This window comes from Rudaea sp. (genome assembly GCF_047601565.1).
Taxonomy (GTDB): Bacteria; Pseudomonadota; Gammaproteobacteria; order Xanthomonadales; family Rhodanobacteraceae; genus Rudaea.
In genome coordinates, this window is the sequence record NZ_JASGIY010000001.1 from 1,894,827 (window position 1) to 1,919,371 (window position 24,545).

Genomic DNA, 24,545 nt, shown 5'->3' on the forward strand with positions numbered 1-24,545 from the left:
TGTAGCGGCAGGCGCCGCCGACGATTGACCGCACGGCGGCGAACGGCGACCATCGCGCCACCGCCCGCGCATGCGGTCGCACCGGACAGCCATGATCGCCCTGATACAGCGCGTCGCCGAGGCGCGCGTGGACGTCGAGAACGAGACCGTCGGCCGCATCGGCTCGGGCCTGCTGGCGCTGATCGGCGTGCACCCCGGCGACGGCGAGGCGCAGGCGGGGCGCCTGCTCGAGCGCCTGCTCGGCTATCGCATGTTTTCCGACGCCGACGGAAAAATGAACCGATCCTTGACGCAGACCGGCGGTGGCCTGCTGCTGGTTTCGCAGTTCACGCTGGCTGCGGACACGCGTTCGGGCATGCGCCCGGGCTTTTCCACTGCGGCGACGCCGCGCGATGCGGAACATTGGTTCAACCGGCTGGTCGAATTGGCGAGAAATCGCCATCCGACAGTGGAAATCGGCCGTTTCGGCGCCCATATGAAGGTCAGCCTGGTCAACGACGGACCGGTGACATTTTGGCTGGAGGCGCGATAGGCGTCCCGGGTCCGGTCGCGCCATCCGCCGAAGCGGCCTCCGGACGCCCCAAGTCGCGCCATCCCAGCCGGATTTGACACCCCTCCTATACTTTCCAGTCTTTAGCTTTTCTCCGCAGAATCCATGAACGCAGACGCCCGCAACCAGCAACAATCCGAAATCAAGACCCTGATCATCAAGGGCAAGGAACAAGGGTTCCTGACCTACGCCGAGGTCAACGACCACCTGCCCGACGACATCGTCGATCCGGAGCAGATCGAGGACATCATCGGCATGATCAACGACATGGGCATCGAGGTGCACGAGGTCGCGCCGGAAGGCGATTCGATCCTGCCCGAAACGCCGGTGGCGACGGACGACGAAACCGCGACCGAAGAGGCCGTGGCCGTGCTCAGCGCGGTCGACGCCGAGGTCGGCCGCACCACCGACCCGGTGCGCATGTATATGCGCGAGATGGGCACGGTCGAGCTGCTCACGCGCGAGGGCGAGATCGCCATCGCCAAGCGCATCGAGGAGGGCCTGGGCCAGGTGCAGTCCGCGCTGGCCAGCTTCCCGTGGTCGATCCAGCTGCTCGTCGAGGAGTACGACCAGCACGTCGAAGGACGCAAGCGCTTGTCCGAGGTGCTGACCGGTTTCGTCGACCTCGAAGTGCCGGAACTCGCCGTCAACGAGGAAATTCTCGAAAGCGAGGAGTCGAGCGCTTCATCCAAGGGCGATGAAGAGGATGAGAACGAAAACGGCGAGGAAGCGGGCCCCGGCGAAACCGGCCCCGATCCGGCCGAGGTGACGCGGCGCATGGAGGAGTTGCGCGGGCTGTACGTGAAGTTCCAGAAGAGCGCGGGCAAGGTCGGCACCGAAGACAGGAAGACGCAGAAGATCCGCAGCCAGATGGCCGAGGCTTTCCTCAAGCTCAAGCTGCCGTCGATCATGATCGACGCGTTCGTGCGCAAGCTGCGCGAAGTCGTCGCCACGATCCGCCAGCACGAGCGCGTGATCATGGACATCTGCATCAAGCAGGCGCACATGCCGCGCAAGGATTTCATCAAGGCGTTCCCCTCGAACGAGACCAATCCGAAGTTCGCCGACGACATCATCCGCAAGAAGCAGAAGTGGGCGTCGTCGATCAAGGCGCGCAAGGAAGAGATCCTCGCCGAGCAGGAAAAGCTCGCCGCGCTCGAAAAGACGCTCTACCTCTCGCTCGCCGACGTCAAGGAAATCAACCGCGCCATGTCGATCGGCGAGGCCAAGGCGCGCCGCGCGAAGAAGGAAATGGTCGAGGCCAACCTGCGCCTAGTGATCTCGATCGCGAAGAAGTACACCAACCGCGGCCTGCAGTTCCTCGACCTGATCCAGGAGGGCAACATCGGCCTGATGAAGGCGGTCGACAAGTTCGAATACCGCCGCGGCTACAAGTTCTCGACCTACGCGACCTGGTGGATCCGCCAGGCGATCACGCGCTCGATCGCCGACCAGGCGCGCACGATCCGCATCCCCGTGCACATGATCGAGACGATCAACAAGCTCAACCGCATCAGCCGCAGCATGCTGCAGGAAATGGGCCGCGAACCGACCCCCGAAGAGCTGGCCGTGAAAATGGAGATGCCCGAGGACAAGATCCGCAAGGTGCTCAAGATCGCCAAGGAGCCGATCTCGATGGAAACGCCGATCGGCGACGACGAGGATTCGCATCTCGGCGACTTCATCGAGGACACGAGCATCGAATCGCCGGTCGACGCGGCGACCGGTACCGGCCTGCACGAAACCGTGCGCGACGTGCTCGGCGGCCTCACCCCGCGCGAGGCCAAGGTGCTGCGCATGCGCTTCGGCATCGACATGAACACCGACCACACGCTGGAAGAAGTCGGCAAGCAGTTCGACGTCACCCGCGAGCGCATCCGTCAGATCGAAGCCAAGGCGCTGCGCAAGCTGCGCCATCCGAGCCGCTCGGAGCAGCTGCGCTCGTTCCTCGACCTCGAATAGCGCATCGCGCGCTCCCCGGGAGAAGGCCGCCATGCGGCCTTTTCTTTTGGCTCGTCGCAGGCCGCCGGAATGGAGCGCGTGCGGGAGAAGCGGGGAACCGCTCGGGAAATTCTCAGTCCAGACGGATCTCGCTCGCCGGCGGCAGGCGCCAGTCGATTTCGGTCTGCCCGTGCTCGCGCAGGTACGCGTTCGCGCGCGAGAAATGGCCGCAGCCGATGAAGCCGCGGTAGGCGGACAGCGGCGAGGGGTGTGGTGCCTTGAGCACGAGATGGCGGCGCGTGTCGATCAACTTGCCCTTGGCCTGCGCATAGCTGCCCCAGAGCAGGAACACGAGACCTTCGCGCTCGCGGTTGAGATGATCGACGACGGTGTCGGTGAATCCTTCCCAGCCCTTGCCCTGATGCGAACCGGCTTGGTGCGCCTGCACCGTCAGCGTCGCATTGAGCAGCAGCACGCCCTGCCGCGCCCACGGCAACAGGCAGCCGTGGTCGGGGCGCGGGATGTGCAGGTCGCGTTCGATCTCGACGAAGATGTTTTCGAGCGAAGGCGGGATCGGCACGCCGGGCAGCACCGAGAAGCACAGGCCGTGCGCCTGGTTCGGGCCGTGGTACGGATCCTGACCGAGGATGACGACCTTCACCTTGTCGAATGGCGTTGCGTTGAGCGCGGCGAAGATGCGTTTCGGCGGCGGATAGATGATTTTCCCCTTGCGCAGTTCGCTGCGCAGGAATTCGCTCAGCGCCTGCATTTCGGGGCGTTGCAGATAGTCGCCGACGCGCGCCTTCCACGACGGTTCGAGCTGGATGCGGTCTTCGCTCATTGCGGATGCCCCAGGGTCAATTGCCGCGACGTGGCGATCCAGGCGCCGAGCCAACCGAGCACGATGCTCGCGCCGAGCAGCGCGGCGGCCTCGACGATCGACAGGCCGTGGATCGCGAAGCGCCCATCGTAACTCGCGGCGAGCTGCGCGAGGGGGGCGGCGAGCGCGATCTCGACGGCGCCGATCAGGGCCAGGGCGACGATTCCGGCCAGCGCGCCATACCAGAGGCCGGTATAGAGGAACGGCCGGCGCACGAAGGCGCGGTCGGCGCCGAGCAATTGCATCACCGAGATTTCCTCGGTACGGCCGACGATGTCCCCGCGCACGGTGTTGCCGACGACGAGCAGCGCGGCGAGCCCGAGCAGGATCGCGAGCACGCCGGCGAGGCGCGTGGCGAAGGCGAGGATCGCGTCGAGGCGCTGGCGCCAGAGCGCGTCGTACTGCGCCTGGTCGACGCGCGGATCGTGGGCGAGCTCCTCGACGATGGCCGGCGCGCCGCGACTCGGCACGGCGATGGCCTGCGGCGTCACGATCAGCACGGTCGGCAGCGGATTGGATTGCAGCACCTTGAGCGCGTCGGCAAAACCCGACTCGCTGCGGAATTCGGCGAGGCCTTCTTCGGGCGTCCTGATCGTCACCTCGGCGACGTCGCTGCGCTTGCGCAATTCATCGGCGAACGATTTCGCCGCGGCCGCGTCGACCCCGTGTTTGAGGAACACGCCGATCCCGCGCGCGCCGTCGAGGTGGCCGCCGAGCGCACGTGCATTGTCGAGCAGCAACCAGAGCAGGAACGGCAGGCACAGCGCGAGGCTCATCACGAGCAGGGTCAGCGCGGTCGCGCCGGGGCGCGCGGCGAGCCGGCGCAGGCTCGCGCGGAAGCTGCGCGAATGATGTTCGCGCCACGCGCCGGCGCGCGAACGCGCGCGCGCGGGCGGGCGCGGCGCGGGCGGTGCCGTGGCGGGTTTCTCAGCCCTGGCCGGCGCGGGTGCGACACGGCGGTTCATGCGTCCCCCTGACGTGGCGAAAGCGAAGGCCGACCCGCGTCCTGCCCGGCCCCCATCCCTTGTCCTTCCCCACTCGCCGCGCTCGCAGGGGAGGGGGAGTGGTCGTCGCGCGCAGCGCGCGCGACGACGTTCCCCGATGCCGCCGACTTGGTGGGCCGGAAGTCGTCGATGAGCTTGCCGTGATCGAGCACGAGCACGCGCTTATTCATGCGCTTGATCAGATTCAGATCGTGGCTGGCGACGAGCACGGTCGTGCCGACCTGCTCGAACTCGGCGAACAGTTTCATGATCTCGGCCGAGAGCATCGGATCGAGGTTGCCGGTCGGCTCGTCGGCGATCAGCACGGGCGGCTTGGCGACGATCGCGCGCGCGATGCCGACGCGCTGCTGCTCGCCGGTCGACAAGGTCACCGGCGCCGACGCTTCGCGCGCGAGCAGGCCGACCTTGTCGAGCGCGGCGCGCACGCGCTTGCCGATCTCCTCGCGTGTGCAGCCGGCGATCTCGAGCGGCAGGGCGACGTTGTCGAACACGCTGCGGTCCATCAGCAGGCGATGGTCCTGGAACACCATGCCGACGCCGCGGCGCACGCGCGGCACGTGGCGCGTCTTGGTCTTGGCGAGATTCTGGCCGTTGACCGTGATCTGCCCGCGCGTCGGCCGGTCCATCAGCGCGACCATGCGCAAAAGCGTGCTTTTCCCCGCGCCGGAGTGGCCGGCGACGAAGGCCATCTCGCCCGCGTCCATCTCGAAGGAAAGATCGGTCAGCGCCTCCTGTCCGGACGGATATTTCTTGCTGACTTGTTCGAATTTGATCACGAATTCGGGAATGCGGGTTCGGGCGCGGATCAATACGGATTTTACTGCCGGGCCAGCACGCTATGGCGCATCCCGTAGCCGAAATACACGATCAGTCCCAAACTCACCCAAATCACGAATACGAGCCAGGTGATCGCGGCGAGTTCGGACAGCAGCCAGATCGAAAACAGGATGCCGACGATCGGCACGAGCGGCACGAACGGCGTGCGGAACGCGCGCGGCAATCCCGGCTTGCGGATGCGCAGCACGATGACCGAAGCGCAGATCACGATGAACGCCGACAGCACGCCGATGTTGACGAGCTTGGCGACCTCGTCGAGCGGAAACAGGCCGGCGACGAGCGCGGTGAACACGCCGAGCGCGATCGTCGGACGGTGCGGCGTGCCGTACCGCGGATGCACGTACGCGAACCAGTCCGGCAGCAGGCCGTCGCGCGCGAGCGCGTACCAGATGCGCGCCGCGCCGAGCATGAACGCGAACAGCACGCTGATCAGGCCGAACACGGCCGAGACAGAAATCGTCGCCGCGACCCAGTCGAGGCCGAGGCTCTTGAACGCATCGGCCACGGGCGCCTCGGTGTTGAGCGTCGCATACGGCGCGATGCCGGTCAGCACGAGCGACACGGCGAGGTACATCGCCATCGACACGCCCAGCGAGAGCAGCACCGCGCGCGGCAGGTCGCGCTGCGGATTCTTCGATTCCTCGGCCGCGGTGGTCAGCGTGTCGTAGCCGAACACGGCGAAGAACACGACCGCCGCGGCGGTGGCGATGCCGCCCCAGCCGAAGTGGCCGACGCCTTTCGCATCGATCACGCGCTCGGGCACGAACGGATGCCAGTTCGCCGGGTTCACGTAGAACACGCCGATGCCGATCACGAGCGCGACCGCAGCGACCTTGATCGCGACGACGAGCGTGTTGAAGCGCGCGCCCCATTCGGTGCGGAACACGAGCAGCGCGGCGACGCCGAGCGTGACCAGCGCCGCGATCACGTTGAACACGCGGCCCTCGCCCGTGCCGAGTGCGCCCTGCGCCCAGACCGGCAGCACGATGCCGGCGCTCGCGAGCGCGGACTGCACGTAGCCCGACCAGCCGATCGCGACGACGGCGACGATCAGCGCGTATTCGAGCAGCAGGTCCCAACCGATCAGCCACGCCGGCAGTTCGCCGAGCACCGCGTAGCCGTAGGTGTAGGCGCTGCCGGTGACCGGGATCATGCCGGCGAATTCGGCGTAGCACAGCGCGGCGGCGGCGCTGGCGATGCCGGCGATCACGAACGCGAGCGCGACGGCAGGGCCGGCGTTGAGCGCGGCCTGTTGCCCGGCGAGCACGAACACGCCGACGCCGATGATGCCGCCGATGCCGATCGCGGTGAGCTGCCACAGGCCGAGCACGCGGCGGAAATCGCCGCGCTTGCCGGCTTCGGCCTGCAACGCCTCGACGGATTTGTGCCGCGTGATGGTATCGATCAGGCTCATTGGCGCTCCCCGGGTGATTTACCCGCGATCATAACCGAGGGGCGGCGGGTCATATCAGCCCGTGAGCGGGCAAGCGTGCCGCTCAGGAGCGCTTGAACAGCCGTGCGACGCGGTGGAAGAAGCCGGATTTCTTCGCTACCGGCTTCGCTTCGGCGACGGCCGGCGCGGCAATGGCCGCGGTCGGAATCGTGGCTGGTTTGCCCTTGGATGTGGCGATGGCTTCGGTGCCGACGACGTTCGCCGTTTCGAGGCGCTCGCCATGGCGCCGCCCGCGCCCACCACGGCGGCGACGCCGGCGTGTTCCGTCGGCAGCGGTTTCGCCACCCGCAGCGGGGGAGTGCGGGGCGACCGAGAGCTTCTGCTCGCTTGCCGCAACGGCAGCGGGACGTGGCGACGACGCATGCGGGCGTTGGCCGCCCTCGCGCCGCGATCCCCGCTCGCCGCGCGGCGAGCGCGATCCGCGCGAGCGCGACGGCGGCGGTCCCTTCACCGGAACGCTGCCGTCGTCCTCGTCTTCGACGCCGGTCGTGGGCAGGTTGGAGCGCGGGCGCGGCGGCGGCATCACGAGCATCGCCCGGTCGATCGCGGTGGTGGGAATCTTCTGGCCGATGTAGGCCTCGATGTCGGGCAGGCTCTGCGCGTACATGTCGCAGGCGAAGCTGATCGCGTCGCCCTCGGCTCCGAGGCGCGCGGTGCGGCCGACGCGGTGCACGTAGTCCTCGGCATCCTGCGGCAGGTCGTAGTTGTAGACGTGGCTGACGTCGGGAATGTGCAGACCGCGTGCGGCCACGTCCGTGGCGATGAGAATTTCGATGTCGCCGCGCTGGAACTTGCCGAGCAGGCTCTGCCGCTTCTTCTGCGGCACGTCGCCCGAAAGCATGCCGACGAGGAAGCCCTGCCGCTCCAGCGCGCGCGCGACCTTCTCGGCGGCGATCTTCATGTTGACGAAGATCATGCTGCGCTTGGCTTCGTTCTTCGACAGCAGATTGACGAGCAGCGGAATCTTCTCTTCGGTCGAAGGGAAGTAGATGAGCTGGCGCACGCGATCGGCGGTGACGTTCTCGGTTTCGACCGTGAGCTTCTCGGCCTCGTTCATGTGCTCGTAGGCGAGTTCGAGCACGCGATGGCTCAGCGTCGCCGAGAACAGCAGGCACTGGCGCTGGTCGCGTTCGGGCAGGCGGCGCATGAGAAAGCGCACGTCCTTGATGAAGCCGAGGTCGAACATGCGGTCGGCCTCGTCGAGCACGAACACCTCGACCGCGCGGAACGAGAACACGTGCTGCTTGAAGTAGTCGATCAGGCGGCCCGGCGTGGCGATGATGATGTCGACGCCGGCTTGCAGGGTGGCGCGCTGCTTGTCGTAATCGACGCCGCCGTAGATCAGCGCGGACTTGAGGCCGGTGCCGCGGCCGATGTGCTGGAAATCCTTTTCGATCTGGATCGCCAGTTCGCGCGTCGGCGCGACGATGACCGCGCGCGGATCGGTCGGGCCGCGCGCGGGCAGCGCCGGCTTAGTCAGCAGGCGTTGCATGGCGGCGACGAGGAAGGCGGCGGTCTTGCCGGTGCCCGTCTGCGCCTGGCCGGCGACGTCGTGGCCGGCCAGCGCGACCGGCAGGGTCAGCGCCTGGATCGGCGTGCAACGCGTGAAACCCGCGGCGTGCAGGCCGGCGATCAGGCTCGGATGCAGGTCGAAGCTGTCGAAGAAGGTATCGGTAAGCGTTTGGGCTGGCATGGATTCGTGACGGTGAACAGGGAGGATCTCGCGCCTACGGAGTTGAAACCCGGCGGAATCGTCCCCACCTCCTGCCAACCTCGTGCTTTGCGTAGCGCCGCTTGAAATGCGTCCGCGCTTCGGCTGAAATGGGGGCGAGCCCCTCGCAATCCAGCCGGCGCGGCGATCGCGTAGCGGGTCATTGTACCGCAAGCCGGATTTTCCCGCCGCATCAGCGCGTCCCTTTCCTCTTTCCACCGGAGCCGCCCGTGAGCAACCCAGCCATCACCCATGTCAGCGACGATGCGTTCGACGCCGAAGTCCTGAAGTCCAGCGAACCCGTGCTGGTCGACTTCTGGGCCGAATGGTGCGGCCCGTGCAAGATGATCGCGCCGATCCTCGACGAACTGGCCGACAGCTACGCCGGCAGGATCAAGATCAAGAAGATCAACATCGACCACAACCAGAAGACTCCGCGCAACTACAACGTGCGCGGCATCCCCACGCTGATGATCTTCAAGGACGGCAAGGTGCAGGCCACCCAGATCGGCGCGATCGGCAGGAAGCAGCTCGAGCAGTTGATCGACAAGACCATCGGAACCGCGGATCGAAAGGCGGGCTGAACCGGACGGCGGGCCAATCCGTGCGGCGGTGGTGCGTAAGCCGTGCCCGGCGTTCGCTGGACGCGCGCGTTCCGAAGTGCTAAGGTATACTTCAACAAGGGGCTCGAAAGTCCCGTCTCATGTCGTAACCCCCACGATTGAATCGCAGGCTAGCCCATCGCGGCGAGCCGCATCGAATCCGGAAATTTTCTCGAGGCTCGGGCTGTGCGCTCCCGGTCTCGTTCGCGCGTCGCATTGAATCCGCGCTCGCGAAAACGACGGCGCCGCATCCATCACCCTTTTTCCAACGGCACCCCAAGGTTTGCCCGTGTCCGAAAACAACGATACCGGCGGCGAAAGCCGCAACCCGTCATCCGACAACAACGCCGCGCCCGTCGCTCAACAAGGTGGCAACGAAGGCGAGGCGCCGAAACAGCAACAAGGCGAAGGCGGCCGCCGCGACGACCGCCGCGGCCGCGGCCGCAACCGCCACCGCAACCAGCAGCGTGGCAACGGCAACAACCCCAACCGCGGCGGAATGAGCGACGGCGACGAAGAATTCGTCGAGATCCAGGGCCCGAACACCGGCGTCACGATCGACCTCAACGACCTCAAGCGCAAGCCCGCGCATCAGTTGCTCAAGATGGCCGAGGACCTCGGCATCCAGGAAGGCGCCGCACGCGCGCGCAAGCAGGACATCGTCTTCCTGATCCTCAAGGCGCATGCGCGTGGCGGCGGCAGCATCTATTCCGAGGGCGTGCTCGAAATCCTGCAGGACGGTTTCGGCTTCCTGCGCACCCCGGACGAGAGCTATCTCGCCGGCCCCGACGATATTTATATTTCTCCCTCGCAGATCCGCCGCTTCAACCTGCGCACCGGCGACTATCTCGCCGGCACCGTGCGCCCGCCCAAGGAAGGCGAGCGCTACTTCGCCCTGCTGAAAGTGGACTCGATCAACGGCGAGCCGCCGGAAGCGTCGAAGAACAAGGTGTTGTTCGAGAATCTCACGCCGTTATTCCCGCGCAAGATGTACCACCTCGAGCGCGGCAACGGTTCGAGCGAGGACATCACCGGCCGCATCCTCGATTTGATTTCGCCGATCGGTCTCGGCCAGCGCGGCATGATCGTCAGCCAGCCCAAGGCCGGCAAGACGATGATGCTGCAGAACGTCGCCCAGGCGATCGTGCACAACTACCCGAAGACGCACCTGATCATCCTGCTGATCGACGAGCGACCCGAGGAAGTCACCGAGATGCAGCGCGGCGTGCGCGCCGAGGTCGTCTCCTCGACCTTCGACGAGCCCGCGCTGCGCCACGTGCAGGTCGCCGAAATGGTGATCGAGCGCGCCAAGCGCCTGGTCGAGCACAAGAAGGACGTGGTCATCCTGCTCGACTCGATCACGCGCCTCGCGCGCGCCTACAACACCGTCGTGCCCTCGAGCGGCAAGGTGCTCACCGGCGGTGTCGACGCGAACGCGCTGCAGCGCCCGAAGCGCTTCTTCGGCGCCGCGCGCAACGTCGAGGAAGGCGGCTCGCTGACGATCGTCGCGACCGCGCTGGTCGAGACCGGCTCGAAGATGGACGAGGTGATCTACGAGGAGTTCAAGGGGACCGGCAACATGGAAGTGCACCTCGACCGCCGCATCAGCGAGAAGCGCGTCTACCCGGCGATCAACATCAACCGCTCCGGCACGCGCCGCGAGGAACTCTTGATCGAGCCCGACGTGCTGCAGAAGATCTGGATCCTGCGCAAGCTGCTGCATCCGATGGACGAACTGGCAGCGATGGAGTTCATGCTCGACAAGATGAAGAACACCAAGTCGAACGACGAGTTCTTCAATTCGATGAAGCGCTGATCCAAGCATCGACTCACGTGTCGCATTGGCAAACCGATGGATCCCCGCGCGCATATCGACATTGCCGGGAACTGGCGGCGCTGGGCAATCATCGTCGTCGCGGCGCTGGTCTATGCTTGCGCGCTGCAGGGCGTGCGGCCGCTCTATTCGCCGGATGAGGGACGCTACCCGGATGTCGCCATCGCCATGCTCGACAGCGGCGACTGGGTGCATCCGATGCTCCACCACGAAATCGAGCACTGGGCCAAGCCGCCGCTAACCTATTGGTCGCTTGCGGCGTCGATCGGGCTGTTCGGCCGGCACGAGTTCGCCGCACGCCTGCCCTGCGTATTGGCATTCGTCGCCACGATCCTGCTGGTGCTCTGGCTCGGCAAGCGCCTGGTGCTGGAGCAGCCGTGGCTGCCGGCGCTGATTTATGCGAGCTTCGCCTTCCCGCCGCTCGCGGCCAACCTCTCGTCACCACTGACACGCTGCTCACGCTCTGGGAGACGCTCTGCGCTGTCGCGTTCGTAGATTCGAAATCAGCGGCTCCTTCTCGGACCTCTCGCTCTACTCTTTGCCGCGACTGCGCTGCCGCCGATGCCGCGCTCGCGCCCCCATACCACGGCCGCACTGCGGCGGTTGACGCCGATCTTGCCGTACAAGGCGGCGACGTGGTTGCGCACGGTGTTGCGCGACAGGCCGAACGCCGCCGCGATTTCCGAGTCGCTCCGTCCTTCGCAGATCAAGCCGAGCACTTGCGTCTCGCGCTGGGTCAGATCGGCCAGGTTTGCAGGCGCGGCGTTGCCGGGATGGCGAAGCTGCGCGAGCCTTTCGATCACGCTGCGGCCGAACCACGACGCATCCTTCATCACCGCTTCGATCGCCGCGATCAGTTCGGTCTCCGAGCGTTTGCGCTCGGTCACGTCCTCGACCACGCAAAGCGCATAGCTTTCGTCGCCGATCTCCACGGCTTCGGCCGACAAGAGGCAATCGAGCCCCGCATCGTCCGGGCCGTACAGCATGATTTCGCGGTTGCGCACGCTTTCGCCGGCGGCGAGGTCTTTGCCCGCAGCCTGGTGCAATCCGGTTTTGAGTTCGCGATCGCGCTGATCCTCGTCCGCTCCCGGCGCGCCAATACGGCTGAAACCTGCCTGAAGGCTTCGTTGGTTTCGACGAAATCGAAATCGGGCAAACGGCACAACGCCATCGGCACGGGCGCGAGCCGGAATGCCTTGGAAAACCGTTCCTCGCTCTGGCGCAACGCGTCTTCCGCCTTTTTGCGCGCGCTCAGATCGATGAAGGTGAAGAGCATGCATGCCTCTTCGCCCACTTCGATCGGCTGGCCGGCGACGATGACGAACTTGCGTGCATCGCCGGGCAGCCGCAACACCGCCTCGGTCTGCGTGATGGGTTCGCCGCGCTGGAGCTTGGCCACCGTTTCGTCGCGGTTCGGCGTTCCCTCGAGTACGTCGATCTGGTAGATCGAGGCGGCGAGCACCGCATCCCGCTTATAGCCGCTCATTTCGAGAAATCCCGAATTGACCTTTACGCATATCCGCTTTCTGCCGCGATTCTTGCGGCAGCAGTCTGGACCGCCCCGGCGATGCTCGGGGCCGCTTCGGCACGGGCTGCGGACGGGTCGTCCGCCGCGTCCGAGCAACCGGGCACGGACGCCTGGATCACCACCAAGGTGAAGGCCGAGCTTGCCACCACCGAAGGTGTCAGAAGCATGGACATTTCGGTCGAAACCACCAACGGCGTCGTCGCCCTGACCGGAGTGCAGCCCGACGATGTCGCCGTGAAGAAGGCCGTCGCTGCGGCGAAAAGCATCAAGGGCGTGACGAAGGTCGATTCGTCCGGACTCAAGTCGAAGAGCTGACATCGACTCGTTGCCCTTACACCCAACCCAACAGGAGAACACTCGTGAACGAAGACAAGATCAAAGGCCAATGGAAGCAGCTCACCGGCAAAATCAAAACGCAGTGGGGCAAGCTGACCGACGACGACCTCAAGGTTGCCGAAGGCAACCGCGAATATCTCGCCGGCAAACTGCAGGAGCGCTACGGCATCGCCAGGGACGAGGCGGACAAGCAGATCAAGGAATTCGACCGGAGCTTGTGAGAAACGGATTTCGAAACAGGGAGTGCAAGTCCGTAGTTCGGGAAGCGGCGAAAGCCGCTTCCTTTTTAAGGAGACAGCAATGCGCAAATATCTTCTCGCCTGGCTGTTCGGCGTTCCCGCCGGCCTGCTTGCGCTGATTTACGTTTTCACCCATCTGCTGTAAGGGTCGACACGCGTTTTGCACCATGCCGAGGTCCGGCGTTCGATCGGTTCCGCCTGAGCCTGGCGCTGGCCCCGGCCGAGCGGCTCGGACCTGCCCGGCATCGTCAACGCGTGGATGCTCGAGTGGATATCGTCGCCGTCATGCGTTGCGCGAAGCGGGCCGCGAGCAACGTCCTATCCCTGCCTCTTCGCTGCCACGAGAAGGTTTTCATCGCCAATTCAGTGCGCGCTGCATAGTCTCGCTCGCTACGGGCATTTCGATGTCGCCTCATGCGTGCATGGTTTCTCATTCCGCTGCTGCTTGCCGCGATCGTGCAGTCCCATGCCGCTATGGGCGATCCGCCGGCAGCGCCGCCGATGCTCGACACCGTACTCGTCACCGGCGAACAGCCCGGACCTGGGTTGTGGAAAGTGACGCGCCGCGATAGCGATCACGTGCTGTGGATCCTCGGCACGCAAGCGCCTTTGCCTAAGACGATCCGCTGGCGTTCCGATGATGTGGAAAAAATCATCGCGTCCTCGCAGGAAGTGCTGGCCGACGCGCAGGGCGAAGTGAAGGTCGGATTCTTCCGCGCGGTGTTCCTGCTTCCGGCCGCGCTCGGCGCGAAGAAGAACGCCGACGGCAAGACCTTGAAGGACATCCTGCCGCCCGATCTGTACGCACGCTGGTTGCTGCTCAAGCAGCGCTGGCTCGGCAACGACGACGGCGTCGAACGCTTGCGCCCGATCCTCGCCGCGAACGAACTGTACGGAAAGGCGATCGGCAAGTCGGGCATGACCAATAAGAACGCGCTGTGGCCCGTGATCGAGAAGATCGCGAAACGGCACCGCGTGCCGGTCAGGGAAATCGACGTGCCGATTCCGGTCGACAATGCGCGCCAGGCGATCGTCGACTTCAAAAGCACGGCGGGCCAGGCCGACATCGACTGCCTCGCGACGACGATGGCGCGCCTGGAAACCGATCTCGATGCGATGCGCGCGCGTGCGAACGCGTGGGCGGTCGGCGATCTCGACAAGCTGAAAAGCCTGCCTTATCCGGATCAGCGCAGCGTATGCCTCAATGCGCTCGCGGCCAACGCGAACCTGCGCGAGAAGATCGACGGCGCGAAGAACCGCATCCGGAGCGAATGGCTCGCGGCCGCGGAAGCGGCGCTGTGGAACAATGCGAGCACGTTCGCGGTGATGCCGATTTCCGAAATGATCGATTCCGACGGACGCCTGGCGAAGCTGCGCGCGAAAGGCTACGTGATCGACGAGCCGCAGTAGGAGGCCGGTTCGTCGAGGCTTCGCGCCGCTACGCGATCCTGCGCCAGCGCTTGCCGTGCGCGCCGAGGAATTCGTCCTCGGACAACGGGAAAACCGATTCGCCGTCGCGCAGCCGCCATTCCGCGCCGAGCGGGAGTTCGCTTGCGTGGCCGTGCTCGTCGACGCGCACCGGCTGCGTGTGGATCACGATCGCGCGTACGCCGTGCTCGTCTTCGACCTCGAACGCCCGTGTTTCGATGCGAATTTGTCCGTTCATGCGCAACGTCCGTCGCGTGCGGCCATGCGATCAGCCTGACGCGATGCGGAATTCGAGCGTCGCGCCGACCGCGCGCTGCCAGTCGCGATACAGTTTCTCGCGCTCGGCCCGGTCCAGCTCGGGCGCGAAGTCGCGGCCGACCGCCCAGTGCCGCGCGATCTCCTCGCGGCTTTGCCAGAAGCCGACCGCAAGTCCGGCGAGATAGGCGGCGCCGAGCGCGGTCGTTTCGAGCTGCTTCGGGCGCTGCACCGGCACGCCGAGCACGTCGGCCTGGAACTGGGCAAGGAAATCGTTCGCGATCGCGCCGCCGTCGACGCGCAGCGTGGATAGTTGCAGGCCCGCGTCGGCCTGCATCGCGGCGAGCACGTCGCGCGTCTGGTAGGCCATCGATTCGAGCGCGGCGCGCACGAGATGCTCCTTGCGCGTGCCGCGCGTCAGGCCGAAGATCGCGCCGCGCACGTCGCTGCGCCAGTACGGCGCGCCGAGGCCGACGAAGGCCGGCACGAGGTAGACGCCCTCGTTCGATTTCGCGCGGCGCGCGTAGGCTTCCGAATCGGCGGCCGCGTCGATCAGGCGCAGGCCGTCGCGCAGCCACTGTATCACCGAGCCGGCGACGAAGATCGAGCCTTCGAGCGCGTATTCGGTTTTGCCGGCGATGTTCCAGGCGATCGTGGTCAGCAGCCCGTTCTTCGATGCGACCGGCTTGATGCCCGTGTTCATCAGCATGAAGCAGCCGGTGCCGTAGGTGTTCTTGGCCATGCCCGGCGCGAAGCAGGCTTGGCCGAACAGCGCGGCCTGCTGGTCGCCCGCGACGCCGGCGATCGGGATCGACCTGCCGCGCGCGAAATGCGTGGTATGGCCGTAGACCTCGCTCGACGCGCGCACGTCGGGCAGCATCGCGCGCGGCACGCCGAACAGGGCGAGCAGGTCGTCGTCCCAGCGTTGTTCGTGGATGTTGTACAGAAGCGTACGCGAGGCGTTGCTCGCGTCGGTGATGTGGGCCTTGCCGTCGGTCAGGTTCCAGATCAGCCAGGTGTCGATCGTGCCGAACAGCAGTTCGCCGCGCTTCGCGCGCTCGCGCGCGGGATCGACGCGGTCGAGGATCCATTTGACCTTGGTCGCGGAGAAATACGCGTCGATGAGCAGGCCCGTGCGCGCGCGCACGAGCGCGTCGTGGCCGGCGGCGATCAGCTCGTCGCAGATCGCGCGCGTCTGCCGCGATTGCCAGACGATCGCGTCGTGCACGGGCCTGCCGGTCGCGCGTTCCCAGACCACGGCCGTCTCGCGCTGGTTGGTGATGCCGATCGCGGCGATGTCGATCTGGCCGGGCACGCGTTCCATTGCGATCGCCTCGGCGACGGTGGCCTCGACGCTGGCGAGGATCTCGACCGGATCGTGCTCGACCCAGCCGGGTTGCGGAAACTTCTGCGTGAATTCGCGTTGCGCGCTCGCGGCGATATTGCCGGCGTGGTCGAACAGCAGCGCACGCGAACTCGTCGTGCCCTGGTCGATGGCGAGGACGTACTGGCCCATGCTTCCCTCCGCGGTATCTTTCTATATTTTTTGCAATTTGCCTCAGCCGTAGAACGCTCGCCAGAAGCCGGCCGCGAGCAGGGTGCCCGCGATCGGCGCGAGCACCGGCACCCAGGCGTAGGTCCAGTCCGAATCGGTCTTGCCGGGAATCGGCAGCAGCGCGTGCGCGATGCGCGGGCCGAGGTCGCGTGCAGGGTTGATCGCGTAGCCGGTCGGCCCGCCGAGCGACAGGCCGATCGCGACGACGAGGCCGGCCACCGCGAACGGCGCGAGGCCTTCGGTCATCTTGTTCGCGCCGATGATCAGCACGCCGAACATCAGCACGAAGCTGCCGATCATTTCGCACAGGATCGCGGCCGGAAAGCTGCGGATCGCCGGCGCCGTGCAGAACACCGCGCGCTTGGCCAGCGGATCGAGATCGCCTTTCCAGTGCGGCAGGTAGGCGAGGTACGCCAGCGTGGAGCCGACCGCCGCGCCCGAAACCTGCGCGGCGAGGTAGCCCGGCACCTGCGCCCAGGGGAACTTGCCGAGCACCGCCAGCGCGATCGTCAGCGCGCAATTCATGTGCGCGCCGCTGCCGCTCGGCGCCGCGGCGTAGATGCCGAACAATACGGCGAAGCCCCAGGCGACGGCGATGACCAGCCAGCCGGCATGTTGCGATTTCGATTGCGGCAGCAGCACGCCCGCGACCACGCCGCTGCCGAGCAGCATCAAGGTCGCCGTGCCGAGAAATTCGCCGAGATACGGACTCATCGCTGAGTTGCCTCCCCGAGATATTTTTCCAATCGTTCCCGTCCTTTTACATCGAAACGCAGTCCGAGCTTGCTGCGCCGCCACAAAATATCGTCCGCGTTGCGCGCCCATTCTTCGCGCACGAGATACTCGACTTCGGCCGCATGGAGGCCGGCGCCAAAATGCTCGCCGAGATCGGCGAGGCTGCGCGCATCGCCGATCACGCGCTCGATGCGCGAACCGTAGGCGCGGGCGTAGCGCAGCGCCTGCCCCGCGTTGAGCCACGGCCAGCGCAGCACGACCGCGTGCAGGAATTTGTCGAACGGATTTTCGTCGTCGAACGCGTCCTCGGCGAATTCGCCGCCGGGCAGGCGCGCATGCTCGTCCGCGGTCCACGCGCCGTGCGCGTTGCCGAGCGCGGGCGCGATGAGATCGAGCGCTTCTTCGCCGAGCTTGCGGTGCGTGGTGATCTTGCCGCCGAAGACGTTGAGCAGCGGCGCGCCGCCGCCGGCGTCGAAGTCGAGCAGATAATCGCGCCTCACTTCGGAGGCGGACACGCCGGCCTCTTCGAGCAATGGACGCACGCCCGAATAACTCCATGCCACGTCCGGCGGCGCGATCCGGCGCACGAAATAGCGGTTGGCCGCGGCGCAAAGATAGGCGATTTCGTCGGCGTCGATACGCACCGTTTCCGGCGCGGCGGCGAATTCGAGATCGGTCGTGCCGATCAGCGTCCAGTCGCGCTCGAACGGAATGGCGAACACGATGCGGCGGTCGCTTTGCTGAAAAGTATACGCGTAGGCATGCTCGTACAGACGCGGCACGACGATGTGGCTGCCCTTGACCAGGCGCAGCGCGTGCGCATGCGGCACGCGGGCGATCTCGTCGAGGAAGCTCGCCGCCCACGGGCCGGCGGCGTTGACCAGCGCACGCGCTTCGACTTCGCGCGATGCGCCGTCGGTGCCACGCAGCCGCGCCGTCCATGCGCGAGCGCCGCGCCGTGCCGACTCGCAGCGGGTACGCGTGGCGATCCCGGCGCCGCGCTCGCGTGCGGCCAGCGCGTTGAGCACGACCAGGCGCGCGTCGTCGCACCACGCGTCCGAATAGATGAATCCCGTGTCGAACTGCGGCTGCAATGCGCCTCCCGCGACGTGATCGCGCAGCCGCGCGCGGCGCGAATGCGGGAACGTGTGCGCGCGGCGCCTGCCGAGGCGGTCGTACATCATCAGGCCCGCACGGATCATCCACGCCGGCCGCAGGTGCGGTTCGTGCGGCAATACGAAGCGCAGCGGCTTCACGTTGTGCGGCGCGGAGTTCAGCACCACATCGCGCTCGGCCAGCGCCTTGGCGACGAGCGAGATTTCGTACTGCTCGAGATAACGCAGGCCGCCGTGGATCAGCTTGCTGCTCGCGCTCGACGTATGCGCGGCGAGGTCGTCCTGCTCGACGAGCAGCACCGACAGGCCGCGTCCGGCCGCATCGCGCGCGATCGCCGCGCCGTTGATGCCGCCCCCGACCACGAGCACGTCGACCCGGTTTTGGATTTGCTCCAGCACCGCCGCATCTTCGCAGATTCGGACGGAGGCGAGAACCGGACGCAGGCTCGCGCGGACGGCGAGCGGAAGGATCGTCGCGCGTCGCCGGCGCGATCAGCGCTTGGGGCGCGGATGAAAGACCAGCGGATGGACGTTGCCGGCCGGCGGCGGCGCGGGCGAACAGGTGCCGCAGGTCGAACAGCCCTCGTCGTTGCCGCAGCCGGCGCCGCTCGCGGTCTGCTGCGGCGCGAGTTTCGCGCCGAGCGCGCGCAAGGCGGCGTGCGGCGACGTGGTGAGATGCTGCGCGAGCTGCGCCTGCACGGCGCGGCAGCGGTGCGGGAACAGGCGCTGCGCGGCGAAGCCGAGGCTCCAGGCGAGGATCAGCGCGATCGCGGCGTACTGGAAGATCGCGTAGCTCATGCGCCGCAGGCCCTTGCGATCTGATAGGTCGCGAACGAGGCGACGTAGGCGACGACGAACATGTAGCCGAACGACAGCGCCACGTTGCGCCACGAGGCGGTCTCGCGGCGGATCACCGCGAGCGTCGACATGCACTGCGGCGCGAAGGCGAACCAGACCATCAGCGACAGGGCGCTGGCGAGCGAGAAATTCGCCGCGAGCGCCTGCGGCAGATCGCTTTCGCCGGCGACCGAATAGACCGTGGCGAGCGCGGCCACCGCGGTTTCGCGCGCGGCGAAAGCGGGAATCAGCGACAGACTCATCTGCCAGTTGAAGCCGAGCGGCGAGAAGATCCACGCCAGCGCATGGCCGAGGTAGCCGGCGAAGCTGTAGTCGATCGCCGGCCCCGTCGCGCCTTCGGGTGGCGCGGGGAAGCTCGACAGCGCCCACATCAGCACGGTCAGCGCGAGGATCACGCCGGTCAGGCGCTTCAAGAAGATCATGCCGCGCTCGTACAGGCCGATCGCCACGTCGCGCGGATGCGGCATGCGGTAGGAAGGCAGCTCCATCATCAGCGCATGCTCGCTCTTGTCGCGGCGCAGGCGCTTCATCGTCCACGCGACGGCCATCGCGCCGGCGACGCCGAGGGCGTACAGCGCAAACAGCACGAGGCCCTGCAGGTTGAACGCGCCGAACACGCGGCGGGCCGGGATGAACGCGCCGATCAGCAGCGCGTAGACCGGCAGGCGCGCGGAGCACGTCATCAGCGGCGCGACGAGCACGGTCGTCAAGCGGTCGCGCGGATCGGCGATGCTGCGCGTGCCGAGGATGCCCGGGATCGCGCAGGCGAAGCTCGACAGCAGCGGAATGAACGAGCGCCCGGTCAGGCCGACCGACAGCATCGTGCGGTCGAGCAGGAATGCGGCGCGCGGCAGGTAGCCGGATTCCTCGAGCGAGAGGATGAAGGCGAACAGCACGAGGATCTCGGGCAGGAACCCGCACACGGTGCCGAGGCCGGCGAACAGGCCGTTGACGATCAGGTCCTTCAACGGCCCGTCGGGCAGGCCTGCGACGGTATGTTCGCCGAGCCAGCCGAAGCCTGCGCCGATCAGGTCGCTCATCGGCTTGCCGGCGGCGTAGACGCACTGGAAGATGAGGAACATCACGGCCGCGAGAATGGCGAGGCCGAAGACGGGATGCAGCACGACGCGGTCGATCGCATCGTCGACGGCGGCGGTGCGGCGCGGAATGCTGACCGTCTCGGCGAGGATCACGCGCACCTGCGCATGCAGGTCGGAATGCGAGTCTTCTTCCCCGGCGATGGAGGAGTCGGAAGGGAGCGGGTTGGAGAGATCGATCTGCGCGATCAGCGCCTTTGCGCCGCCGTGCTTGACCGCAATCGTTTCGACGACCGGCATGCCGAGTTTTTCGGAGAGCAGCGCCGTATCGATGCGGATGCCGCGACGCTCCGCCGCGTCGATCATGTTGAGCGCGAGCAGCATCGGCCGGCCGAGCCGCGCGATCTCGAGCACGAAGCGCAGGTGCAGGCGCAGGTTGGTCGCGTCGGCGACGCAGACGATCAGGTCGGGCGTCGTTTCGCCCGGATGGCGGCCGGTGAGCACGTCGCGCGTGATTGCCTCGTCGGGACTCGTCGCTGCGAGCGAGTACGCGCCGGGCAGATCGAGCACGCGCACGCTGCGCCCGGATGGCGCGGTGTAGTGGCCTTCCTTGCGCTCGATCGTCACGCCGGCATAGTTGGCGACCTTCTGCCGCGCGCCGGTGAGCAGGTTGAACAGCGCAGTCTTGCCGCAGTTCGGATTGCCGACCAGGGCAACGTGCAGATGCGTGCGGACGCGGGGCGCGTCCGCACGCAGCGGAGCGGCGACGGCATTCATGGCGCCGCCTCGGGCGCGACCGTCACGCGCGCGGCTTCCGCGCGGCGCAGCGCAAATCGCGTGTAGCCGATCTGCACGAGCAGGGGATCCGCGCCGAGCGGCCCGCGCGCGACGAGGCGAACGGGTTCGCCGGCAACGAAACCGAGATCGCGCAGGCGCTGCGCGATCCGATCGTTCGTCCCGTTGTCGTTTACGTCGAGCACGGTGGCCGATGCACCCATCGCCAACTCCGAAAGCAGCACGCCGAACCTGCATCTAAATAAGAATGGTTCGCATTATACTCCGGTTGCCGAAAATGCGCAGAAGGGATCGGATCGATGCCGTCGAATCTGTCGGATTCGCGTATTCCCTTCAAATTCATGCAAACGCCAACTCAAATCATTTCAAGGTTCCATCGAGCAGTAACCCTCGGTATCGGTCGTGGGAAAAGCCTGCGCGCGATCCAGCAACCGCAATAGATTGCCTCCCCAAATATCGACGATCTGTACCTCGCTGTAGCCGGCCTGCATGAGCCGTTCGGTGATACGCGGCAACTGCGCCACGTCCTCCAGCCCCGTCACGCCACCGCCGCCATCCCAGTCCGAGCCGATGCCGACGTGTTCCGGGCCGACCAGTTTCAGCACGTGCAGCAGATGCTTCGTGAAGTCGTCCAGGCTGGCCCGGGCCTTGGGGTAGCGCCGCTCGACCTCGCCGATCTGCGCGGCCAGGGCCCGGTACTCCGCAGGTTGCAGGGCGGACATGCGGCGCAGTTGCGCATACAGCGGCTGCAGCGCCGCGGCACGGCGCGGGTCGTCCTTTTGTTGCGACAGGTAGCTGCTGTAGGTGGTCACCTGCATCACTCCGCCCTTGTGCGCCAGGCGCAGAATTCGCTCGTCGTCGAGGTTGCGGCGATGATCGGTGATTGCGCGGCTGGAGGAATGCGGGAGCACGATCGGCACCGGAGAAATTTCCAGCAGTTGGTCGAACACTTCGTCCGACGCATGCGATGCGTCGACTAAACAACTATAGGAGTTCCCCCGGCTTTGCCGGGGTGGCAGTAACAGTTTGACATTTACGGGAGTCCATCGGAAACACTCCGAGCGTGAGCCGCCAAGCACACGAAACGGAGAGTCCCGATGGACGGGTATGAGAGTTTGAGCCACACAAAATGGGAGTGCAAATACCACGTGGTATTCATCCCGAAGTGTCGAAGAAAGAGTTTGTGCGCGGAGCTACGCAAGCATCTTGGAGAGGTGTTCCGGCAGTTGGCGAGGCAAAGAGAGAGCCGGATAGAAGAAGGCCATCTGATGTCGGATCACGTCCACATGCTTTTGGCGATACCGCCGAAGTACGCGGTGTCGGAAGTGGTGGGATACATCAAGGGCAAGAGCGCGATTCATCTGGCGCGTACGTACGCAGAGCGGAAGCGGAATTTTCAGGGCCAGCACTTTTGGGCGAGAGGGTATTTCGTTTCGACGGTAGGTCGGGATGAAACGCAGATACGAGCCTACATTCAAAATCAGGAGCACGAGGACAAGCGCATGGATCGGTTGAATCTGTGGCGCTGAGTTGGCACCGACAGGTGCCAAAGAACGCGGGGCCGCGTTAGCGTCCCCGCACAAGCCGCTTTGAGCGGCTCACATCAATAAAGCCCCCGGCTTTGCCGGGGGATACTTACTACGCCTAGACAGTTGGCGCGATGCACCAGTTGTCGTCCGGCCGGACTCAAGCCGTGCCACTCGGGCGCATCGGTGGCCGAGTCGGCCAGATCATTGTTGCTCGTGTGCACCAGCCCGAGCATGCGCAGGCCCTGGCGTTGGTAGGTTTCCAGCAGCGCCGGATCGGATGCCAGAGGCTCGGCGTTCTCCATGCTGATGAACACCGCATGGCGTCCCTCGGCTTTCAGGCGCCGGGCGTCCTCGCTGCTCAGCGCCAGGCCGAACTGTCGCGGATAGCGCGCCAACAAGTCGTGCAGGCGCATCAACTGCGCCAGTCCGTGTTCGGCAGCTTCGGCGCGGCCTTGTAGGTCGCGACTGCCTTGGGGTGTGTAGATGGCCCAGAAAGCGCCGTCGAGACCGCCTTCGCGCAGACGCGGCCAGTCCATTTGGGACAGGTCGCGGGCCGCATCGTGGCGCTCCAGAATGTTCCAGCCGGGCTGTTCCAGCAGCCGCGCCGTATCCATGTGGCTGTCCAGCACCAGCACGCGCTTGTGCAGCGCCAGCGCCGCTTTGGACACCGGTGCGGCGTGCAATGGAAGGCAGGCCAGCAAGCCAATGGCCGCCGCGACGGTACGAATGCGCATGGCGCGAAACAAGTTGCCCGGCAGGGTGAGGGAGATCACGTTTCGGCAGAGCATGAGCGATTCACCTTCGTTCGTCGGAAATGGATGTGCCAACGGCCGATATCAGGTGGCTGGCATTGTTTCGATGCCGAAGAAGTCGCGCATCAGCGGGAGCTGGTACGCGGCGATGGCATTGCCGTCCAGTACGGTGTGGCCTGCCGCGCGGCAGGCCGCGACCCAACTCGTCGTGCTCGCGGACGTCACGGCGTCCACGACGACCGCCTGCGGGTCGGTGCGCTCGATCGGCACGGGCAATTCATCGCCGGCCCGCATGCCGAGCGGAGAGGCGTTGATGATGAGGTCGCAGCCGCGTGCGTCCGCCCCGAGTTCGATCTCGCAGGCGCCGAACCGCCGGCGCAGCGTGTCGGCCAACTGCCGGGCGGATTCGGGCCGCGCATCGTGCAGGCGCAGGCGGCGAACTCCTTCATCGCAGGCGCTGAAGGCCATGGCGGAGCCGGCACCGCCGCAGCCCACCAAGTAGGCGCTGCGGCCTTTCAGCGCAACCTCCAGCGCCCGCAGGCCTTGCACCATCGCACGGCCGTCCAGCATGTCGCCGAACAGGCGCCCATCGTCGCGTCGTTTCACGACATTGACGACCCGCAGGGCCGAGGACATCGGCGAGGCCTCGTGCACGAGCGGATAGAACCGAGCCTTCAGCGGGATGGTCACAACGCAGCCGAGCACGTTTCCAGCCTCGCCCAGCAACTGCGAAAACGCCGCTACGGCGCTGTCGGGCAGCTCCAGCGGAACCACCGCGAGGTTCCTGTCGCGTTCGCCGAACCACTTGTTCAACAAGGCGGGCGTCTTGGTCTGCGCGACCGGCTGGCCCACCATGAAGATCACGCGGGTCGCAGCGTCGACATTCACGTGCGGCTCTCGTCCTGCGCGCTGGCGAGCAATTCCTGCTCGGCGGTCGCCGTCGTGGTCAGCGCGCCGCAGACCTCGGCCACGTAGGCCAGGGTGCCCTCATGGTCGCGCAGCGAGTAGTCGGAGATGGCGTCCACCACCAGGCTGACCTTGATGTTGCGCATATAGGCGTCCGCGGCGGTCAACAGCACGCCATGGTGCCCGAAAACGCCCGTCAGCAGGATGTGCTTGCGGTTCGTCCGTTGCAGGATGTCCTCCAGCTCCGTCTTGAAGAAGCCGCTGTAGCGGGGTTTCCGAACGACATAGTCGTCCTCGGACGGCGTCAATGCGCTGCAGATGGCCCGGTCGCTGTCGCTCAGGTACCCGGCAGCCAAGCCGGGGCCCCACATCTCCAGCCCCAGCGCCCTTTCGGCCAGTGCCTTGGGTTTTTCGGCCTGGGTGTAGACGACCGGCGCGCCGTATTGCTTGCACAGCGCGCGCAGCCGCACTACGTTCGCCAGCATGGTCGAGCAGTCATCGTAGAAGCCCAGCCAGAAGTTCTGCATGTCGTGGATCACGAGCGCGCAGTCCTGGATCCGTACGGGCCACTTGACCTTGTTCAGGGCAAGGACGCTGGCGCCGGGCAGTTCGTAGCTGGCGATTCTGCGCTTGGCGAGGCGGTCTTTCGAGTTCATGTTCATGGG

The 24,545-nt window shown here is 66.2% G+C and carries 26 protein-coding genes and 1 pseudogene; 9 read left to right on the plus strand and 18 right to left on the minus strand.

From position 1 onward, the window contains the following. Window positions 1–91: 91 nt before the first annotated feature. A complete protein-coding gene (gene dtd / locus QM741_RS08145; RefSeq protein WP_415207215.1) occupies window positions 92–532 on the plus strand; it encodes a D-aminoacyl-tRNA deacylase in 441 nt (146 codons plus the stop codon). Between the two features lie 123 nt (window positions 533–655). Next, the gene (gene rpoD, locus QM741_RS08150; protein ID WP_415207216.1) at window positions 656–2,512 is read left to right on the plus strand and encodes an RNA polymerase sigma factor RpoD; all 1,857 of its coding nucleotides are present in this window, start codon (window positions 656–658) and stop codon (window positions 2,510–2,512) included. Window positions 2,513–2,624: 112 nt separating this feature from the next. Here rpoD and ung read toward each other — a convergent pair whose 3' ends face one another. The 5 genes and pseudogenes from ung to QM741_RS08175 all read right to left on the minus strand — a co-directional run bounded on the left by ung (window position 2,625) and on the right by QM741_RS08175 (window position 8,358). Then, on the minus strand, window positions 2,625–3,332 hold the full coding sequence (ung, locus tag QM741_RS08155) for a uracil-DNA glycosylase (RefSeq protein WP_415207217.1): 708 nt from the start codon (window positions 3,330–3,332) through the stop codon (window positions 2,625–2,627). Further along, entirely contained in the window at window positions 3,329–4,336 is a 1,008-nt protein-coding gene (gene ftsX, locus QM741_RS08160) for a permease-like cell division protein FtsX (protein ID WP_415207218.1), read from the minus strand. The genes ung and ftsX overlap by 4 nt, the downstream gene beginning before the upstream one ends. A 152-nt stretch (window positions 4,337–4,488) precedes the next feature. Further along, window positions 4,489–5,151, minus strand: a pseudogene (gene ftsE / locus QM741_RS08165) (cell division ATP-binding protein FtsE); the annotation flags it as partial. Window positions 5,152–5,192: 41 nt separating this feature from the next. After that, window positions 5,193–6,626, minus strand: a complete 1,434-nt coding sequence (locus tag QM741_RS08170; protein WP_415207219.1) for an amino acid permease — start codon at window positions 6,624–6,626, stop codon at window positions 5,193–5,195. A gap of 82 nt (window positions 6,627–6,708) precedes the next feature. Then, window positions 6,709–8,358 carry a DEAD/DEAH box helicase gene (locus QM741_RS08175; RefSeq protein WP_415207220.1) on the minus strand — a complete coding sequence of 550 codons (1,650 nt, stop codon included), beginning with the start codon at window positions 8,356–8,358 and terminating at the stop codon, window positions 6,709–6,711. Between the two features lie 248 nt (window positions 8,359–8,606). Between QM741_RS08175 and trxA the strand changes: the two genes are divergently transcribed. The 3 genes from trxA (at window position 8,607) to QM741_RS08190 (ending at window position 11,307) form a co-directional block, all read left to right on the plus strand. Then, the gene (gene trxA, locus QM741_RS08180) at window positions 8,607–8,960 is read left to right on the plus strand and encodes a thioredoxin TrxA (RefSeq protein WP_415207221.1); all 354 of its coding nucleotides are present in this window, start codon (window positions 8,607–8,609) and stop codon (window positions 8,958–8,960) included. Between the two features lie 307 nt (window positions 8,961–9,267). Next, entirely contained in the window at window positions 9,268–10,794 is a 1,527-nt protein-coding gene (gene rho / locus QM741_RS08185; protein WP_415207222.1) for a transcription termination factor Rho, read from the plus strand. 36 nt (window positions 10,795–10,830) lie between these two features. After that, complete coding sequence (locus QM741_RS08190; RefSeq protein ID WP_415207223.1) at window positions 10,831–11,307, plus strand: ArnT family glycosyltransferase; 477 nt, start codon at window positions 10,831–10,833, stop codon at window positions 11,305–11,307. An 8-nt stretch (window positions 11,308–11,315) separates the two neighbouring features. Here QM741_RS08190 and QM741_RS08195 read toward each other — a convergent pair whose 3' ends face one another. Then, the gene (locus QM741_RS08195) at window positions 11,316–11,759 is read right to left on the minus strand and encodes a response regulator transcription factor (RefSeq protein WP_415207224.1); all 444 of its coding nucleotides are present in this window, start codon (window positions 11,757–11,759) and stop codon (window positions 11,316–11,318) included. Next, the gene (locus QM741_RS08200; RefSeq protein WP_415207225.1) at window positions 11,696–12,436 is read right to left on the minus strand and encodes a PAS domain-containing protein; all 741 of its coding nucleotides are present in this window, start codon (window positions 12,434–12,436) and stop codon (window positions 11,696–11,698) included. The genes QM741_RS08195 and QM741_RS08200 overlap by 64 nt, the downstream gene beginning before the upstream one ends. Between QM741_RS08200 and QM741_RS08205 the strand changes: the two genes are divergently transcribed. From QM741_RS08205 to QM741_RS08215, 3 genes are all read left to right on the plus strand, one after another. Continuing rightward, window positions 12,380–12,655 (plus strand): BON domain-containing protein, encoded by a 276-nt coding sequence (locus tag QM741_RS08205; protein WP_415207226.1) that lies wholly within the window; start codon window positions 12,380–12,382, stop codon window positions 12,653–12,655. The two genes, QM741_RS08200 and QM741_RS08205, sit on opposite strands and share 57 nt — an antisense overlap. Window positions 12,656–12,699: 44 nt before the next feature. Beyond that, complete coding sequence (locus QM741_RS08210; protein ID WP_415207227.1) at window positions 12,700–12,897, plus strand: CsbD family protein; 198 nt, start codon at window positions 12,700–12,702, stop codon at window positions 12,895–12,897. Between the two features lie 432 nt (window positions 12,898–13,329). After that, window positions 13,330–14,325, plus strand: coding sequence for a TraB/GumN family protein (locus tag QM741_RS08215; RefSeq protein ID WP_415207228.1), 996 nt, complete (start codon window positions 13,330–13,332; stop codon window positions 14,323–14,325). A 28-nt stretch (window positions 14,326–14,353) separates the two neighbouring features. On the opposite strand, the gene QM741_RS08220 is transcribed toward QM741_RS08215, so the two are convergent. From QM741_RS08220 to QM741_RS08255, 8 genes are all read right to left on the minus strand, one after another. Then, the gene (locus tag QM741_RS08220) at window positions 14,354–14,581 is read right to left on the minus strand and encodes a hypothetical protein (protein ID WP_415207229.1); all 228 of its coding nucleotides are present in this window, start codon (window positions 14,579–14,581) and stop codon (window positions 14,354–14,356) included. Window positions 14,582–14,611: 30 nt separating this feature from the next. Beyond that, window positions 14,612–16,114: a glycerol kinase GlpK gene (glpK, locus tag QM741_RS08225; protein WP_415207230.1), complete on the minus strand. Its 1,503-nt coding sequence runs from the start codon at window positions 16,112–16,114 to the stop codon at window positions 14,612–14,614. 42 nt (window positions 16,115–16,156) lie between these two features. After that, complete coding sequence (locus QM741_RS08230) at window positions 16,157–16,867, minus strand: MIP/aquaporin family protein (protein ID WP_415207231.1); 711 nt, start codon at window positions 16,865–16,867, stop codon at window positions 16,157–16,159. Next, complete coding sequence (gene glpD, locus QM741_RS08235; protein WP_415209095.1) at window positions 16,864–18,390, minus strand: glycerol-3-phosphate dehydrogenase; 1,527 nt, start codon at window positions 18,388–18,390, stop codon at window positions 16,864–16,866. The genes QM741_RS08230 and glpD overlap by 4 nt, the downstream gene beginning before the upstream one ends. A gap of 105 nt (window positions 18,391–18,495) precedes the next feature. After that, window positions 18,496–18,801, minus strand: coding sequence for a DUF6587 family protein (locus QM741_RS08240; RefSeq protein ID WP_415207232.1), 306 nt, complete (start codon window positions 18,799–18,801; stop codon window positions 18,496–18,498). Beyond that, window positions 18,798–20,675 (minus strand): ferrous iron transporter B, encoded by a 1,878-nt coding sequence (gene feoB / locus QM741_RS08245; RefSeq protein ID WP_415207233.1) that lies wholly within the window; start codon window positions 20,673–20,675, stop codon window positions 18,798–18,800. Before feoB ends, QM741_RS08240 begins: the two co-directional genes overlap by 4 nt. Continuing rightward, complete coding sequence (locus QM741_RS08250; RefSeq protein WP_415207234.1) at window positions 20,672–20,917, minus strand: FeoA family protein; 246 nt, start codon at window positions 20,915–20,917, stop codon at window positions 20,672–20,674. The genes feoB and QM741_RS08250 overlap by 4 nt, the downstream gene beginning before the upstream one ends. 141 nt (window positions 20,918–21,058) lie before the next feature. Beyond that, window positions 21,059–21,841 (minus strand): dipeptidase, encoded by a 783-nt coding sequence (locus tag QM741_RS08255; RefSeq protein ID WP_415207235.1) that lies wholly within the window; start codon window positions 21,839–21,841, stop codon window positions 21,059–21,061. Here QM741_RS08255 and tnpA point away from each other — a divergent pair. Next, on the plus strand, window positions 21,791–22,222 hold the full coding sequence (gene tnpA, locus QM741_RS08260; protein WP_415206199.1) for an IS200/IS605 family transposase: 432 nt from the start codon (window positions 21,791–21,793) through the stop codon (window positions 22,220–22,222). The genes QM741_RS08255 and tnpA overlap by 51 nt on opposite strands. A gap of 74 nt (window positions 22,223–22,296) precedes the next feature. Here tnpA and QM741_RS08265 read toward each other — a convergent pair whose 3' ends face one another. The 3 genes from QM741_RS08265 to QM741_RS08275 are packed head-to-tail and all read right to left on the minus strand — an operon-like array spanning window position 22,297 to window position 24,542. Next, the gene (locus QM741_RS08265; RefSeq protein WP_415207236.1) at window positions 22,297–23,010 is read right to left on the minus strand and encodes a dipeptidase; all 714 of its coding nucleotides are present in this window, start codon (window positions 23,008–23,010) and stop codon (window positions 22,297–22,299) included. 48 nt (window positions 23,011–23,058) lie between these two features. After that, on the minus strand, window positions 23,059–23,862 hold the full coding sequence (locus QM741_RS08270; protein ID WP_415207237.1) for a shikimate dehydrogenase family protein: 804 nt from the start codon (window positions 23,860–23,862) through the stop codon (window positions 23,059–23,061). Next, window positions 23,859–24,542, minus strand: a complete 684-nt coding sequence (locus QM741_RS08275) for an isochorismatase family protein (protein ID WP_415207238.1) — start codon at window positions 24,540–24,542, stop codon at window positions 23,859–23,861. Before QM741_RS08275 ends, QM741_RS08270 begins: the two co-directional genes overlap by 4 nt. Between the last annotated feature and the right edge of the window lie 3 nt (window positions 24,543–24,545).

What these genes read in the sequence shown, in the direction of transcription:
- QM741_RS08190 (WP_415207223.1), top strand. Translation starts at nt 10,831, where the DNA reads ATGGATCCCCGCGCGCATATCGACATTGCCGGGAACTGGCGGCGCTGG.
- QM741_RS08275 (WP_415207238.1), bottom strand. Translation starts at nt 24,542, where the DNA reads ATGAACATGAACTCGAAAGACCGCCTCGCCAAGCGCAGAATCGCCAGC.
- feoB (WP_415207233.1), bottom strand. Translation starts at nt 20,675, where the DNA reads ATGAATGCCGTCGCCGCTCCGCTGCGTGCGGACGCGCCCCGCGTCCGC.
- QM741_RS08170 (WP_415207219.1), bottom strand. Translation starts at nt 6,626, where the DNA reads ATGAGCCTGATCGATACCATCACGCGGCACAAATCCGTCGAGGCGTTG.
- rpoD (WP_415207216.1), top strand. Translation starts at nt 656, where the DNA reads ATGAACGCAGACGCCCGCAACCAGCAACAATCCGAAATCAAGACCCTG.
- dtd (WP_415207215.1), top strand. Translation starts at nt 92, where the DNA reads ATGATCGCCCTGATACAGCGCGTCGCCGAGGCGCGCGTGGACGTCGAG.
- QM741_RS08265 (WP_415207236.1), bottom strand. Translation starts at nt 23,010, where the DNA reads ATGCTCTGCCGAAACGTGATCTCCCTCACCCTGCCGGGCAACTTGTTT.
- QM741_RS08230 (WP_415207231.1), bottom strand. Translation starts at nt 16,867, where the DNA reads ATGAGTCCGTATCTCGGCGAATTTCTCGGCACGGCGACCTTGATGCTG.
- QM741_RS08220 (WP_415207229.1), bottom strand. Translation starts at nt 14,581, where the DNA reads ATGAACGGACAAATTCGCATCGAAACACGGGCGTTCGAGGTCGAAGAC.
- QM741_RS08205 (WP_415207226.1), top strand. Translation starts at nt 12,380, where the DNA reads ATGCTCGGGGCCGCTTCGGCACGGGCTGCGGACGGGTCGTCCGCCGCG.
- tnpA (WP_415206199.1), top strand. Translation starts at nt 21,791, where the DNA reads ATGGACGGGTATGAGAGTTTGAGCCACACAAAATGGGAGTGCAAATAC.
- QM741_RS08215 (WP_415207228.1), top strand. Translation starts at nt 13,330, where the DNA reads ATGCGTGCATGGTTTCTCATTCCGCTGCTGCTTGCCGCGATCGTGCAG.
- QM741_RS08175 (WP_415207220.1), bottom strand. Translation starts at nt 8,358, where the DNA reads ATGCCAGCCCAAACGCTTACCGATACCTTCTTCGACAGCTTCGACCTG.
- QM741_RS08240 (WP_415207232.1), bottom strand. Translation starts at nt 18,801, where the DNA reads ATGAGCTACGCGATCTTCCAGTACGCCGCGATCGCGCTGATCCTCGCC.
- glpK (WP_415207230.1), bottom strand. Translation starts at nt 16,114, where the DNA reads ATGGGCCAGTACGTCCTCGCCATCGACCAGGGCACGACGAGTTCGCGT.
- ung (WP_415207217.1), bottom strand. Translation starts at nt 3,332, where the DNA reads ATGAGCGAAGACCGCATCCAGCTCGAACCGTCGTGGAAGGCGCGCGTC.
- ftsX (WP_415207218.1), bottom strand. Translation starts at nt 4,336, where the DNA reads ATGAACCGCCGTGTCGCACCCGCGCCGGCCAGGGCTGAGAAACCCGCC.